This window comes from Synechococcus sp. CCY9202 (genome assembly GCF_034931685.1).
Classification (GTDB): Bacteria; Cyanobacteriota; Cyanobacteriia; order PCC-6307; family Cyanobiaceae; genus CBW1002.
Genome location: NZ_JAYGID010000124.1, coordinates 1 through 2,546, shown reverse-complemented (window position 1 = coordinate 2,546; position 2,546 = coordinate 1). Strand labels below are relative to the sequence as shown.

3 protein-coding genes are annotated in these 2,546 nt (G+C 49.6%); 2 read left to right on the top strand and 1 reads right to left on the bottom strand.

Annotated features, from left to right (window positions below):
* A partial coding sequence (locus tag VB777_RS15140) for a hypothetical protein (protein ID WP_323249953.1) occupies positions 1-511 on the top strand: 511 nt, incomplete at its 5' end.
* On the opposite strand, the gene VB777_RS15135 is transcribed toward VB777_RS15140, so the two are convergent.
* A complete protein-coding gene (locus VB777_RS15135) occupies positions 512-766 on the bottom strand; it encodes a helix-turn-helix domain-containing protein (protein ID WP_323249951.1) in 255 nt (84 codons plus the stop codon).
* Between the two features lie 111 nt (positions 767-877).
* On the opposite strand from VB777_RS15135, the gene VB777_RS15130 reads away from it, so the two are divergent.
* Positions 878-1,210, top strand: coding sequence for a hypothetical protein (locus VB777_RS15130; RefSeq protein WP_323249949.1), 333 nt, complete (start codon positions 878-880; stop codon positions 1,208-1,210).
* Positions 1,211-2,546 lie beyond the last annotated feature (1,336 nt).

Below are 2,546 nucleotides of genomic sequence, written 5' to 3'. Positions count from 1 at the left end.
GAAAAACCCCTTCAAGGGCCATTCAGCCCGGGAACGCCTGACTCCGAGCCCAGTGTTCACGGGCGCTGCGCCCAGAGGTCAGACTCAAGTCATGGCGACCTCGGGACTTTTTCAGCAGGCTCCTAATACGGACATCCTTTGCAGCAACCTTGAAGGCACTAAGTTTGTCCACATTCAAGTCAAGACTTTCGTGCCAGGTATCAGAGCCTGCAGTGTTGGCAGAAAGGCTGAAAAGAGTTATGGGGATAACTTCTTTTGGGTGCTCGGAGGCATCCCAACTCCAAACACCATAGCTCCGTTCCAATACTTCATTATCCCTTCAGCAGTGGTGGCCAAGAATGTGGCAGAAGCACACAAGCAATGGCTTGAAACTCTAGGCAAGGGAGGCAGGCAGCACGAAGACAACTCTGTGCGCACAATCGCACTCCCACCTTACAAAGGATTTAATGGTTGGGAGATTGCCGAATACGAGGAGCGATGGGATCTGATTGAAGACAGACTCGCTGACTGATCAGGATAGTTGCACAACCTCCAAGAGATCCTCAATCCCACAATCCAGCACCGTCACGATTTTGGATGCCAGATCCAGCGACAGTGCTGATGCCGCCTTGTCGTCGGTTCTTGCCAAACGAGTGATAGTTGTCGCGGCTACACCCGCCTCAACCGCTAAAGAGTGCATGGTGAGGGGCTTTTCGCCTGCCTCGGCACGGCGAAGATTTGCCTTGGCGATTGCCTTGGCGAGCGTCAGACGAACTTCTTTGGCCATAGAGACACTCTATCAGTAGCACCAGGGATGAGCTATCCAGTGCCAGACGCACGCTTTCCAGCGTCTTGTGCTATAGTATTTGTGTTGTTGAAGCTCACAGAAGCTCAGACCATGCGTTCCGACCTTTCCACGCTAGATCTCGCAACCATCAACGCTGCTCACGAGGTGATTGTGGATGCCCTTCGCTCTCGCTGCTGTGAGTGGGAGCAGGAATCTGCTGATGCCACTGCCGATGGTCGCTTAAGTAATGCCCTGATGCTCCAGCACTGGGCATTCGCTGCTGATCTTCTCGCCAGCTTCATTGGAACGGAGTTCTCAGTGCTCTTCACACAGGCATTGAATGCCCGCTTTGGAGTTGTGCCCGAGACCCGTCGTTCAGCCGCAGATCAGTTGCTGGATGCCCTTGCCATTGAACTGGCGTCTCAGCAACCGACACCCAACTGAGATAGAAGGGGGCAGGAGGTTCTTAGAAACCCGCCCCCTCAGCTATCTTTTTAGAATCCCCCAGAGATTCCCATTGATCTTCTGACTCCTGTTGGTGTGGGCGGAATTTCCTGTCAAACTCTTTACTGCCGCACTCAGAAGCTATGGCAAGACAACATACGGGTGCCCCCAAGCAGTTCGGCATCCGTCTCAGCGATGAGGTAATGGGATTGGTTTCAGAGATTCAAGAGTTTCGTCTCCACAACCAGCAATCTCCAACTCTGTCCTCCATTGTGGAAGATGCGATTAGCGTCTACTACGACTGCCTTGTGGAGAAGGGCGCCATCAATGACAAGGGATAACTGAGCCCTAGGCGAGGACTGAGGCTTGCCAGAATACGAGATCCTGTGCTATAATAGCGGGAGAAATCCACAGAGATTCAATCCAATGCCCAGCACCAAAAGCACTCAGCCATCCGCGAACAAGTTTGCCTTTCGCCCTACTGCCGAAACCCTGGCAGATCTATCGCGTCCTATTGATCCTCGCCATCTCAAGACGCGCAAGCAGGGTAATGTCACCCTGACTTACTGCCCTTGGAATACGATTGCTCGTCATCTTCACCATCGTGCTCCCGGATGGTGTTGGGAAGTGCAGTCAGTTCAAGAGGTTGGTGGGGCGGTGGTGGTTACAGGGCGTTTGACAATTCCTACTGCTGACGGTGATCTGCTCCACTACTCGGCAGTGGCATCAGAACCGCTGGAGTCCAAGTCCCAGGCACCAGCTGCTGAAGTGGCGGCATCTTCATGCCTCAGAAGAGCTGCTGCGCTCTCTGGTTTAGGTTTAGAACTTTGGGGGTAATAGGTAGCAGATCGGGAAAGAGAGCAAAAAAGTTTCACATTATCTGATTGCAAAAGCGTCAAATAATGTGAAACCACAAATCTCATCAGATTCGGTAGAATTCTTGAAGAGATAAGAGCACATCACGACAATGCCAAAAAGTGTGGATTTATACATTATTCGCTTTCTTGTTCTTGTGATCTAAGGTTGCGTGGCAACAACATCAATACCAGGAGCTCAGAATCAAAGAAAGAACTAAATAGATACTATAGACAATTTACTCGTTTAGACTCAGGGCAGAGGTCTTGATGTCATCGCAAGTAATACATAGGATTTGCTGGGAAAAGTCCAATCCACAGAGGACTAAAATGTAGCAACTCATAATTATCTACCATTGCTAATAATCAATAAAGATCAACTTATCAACAAATCAATAAAACATAAAAACAACCAATTATAATCCAGCTATGAATAATAACATCATCTACTGTCAACAACATACTCAAAATACGATAGCAAA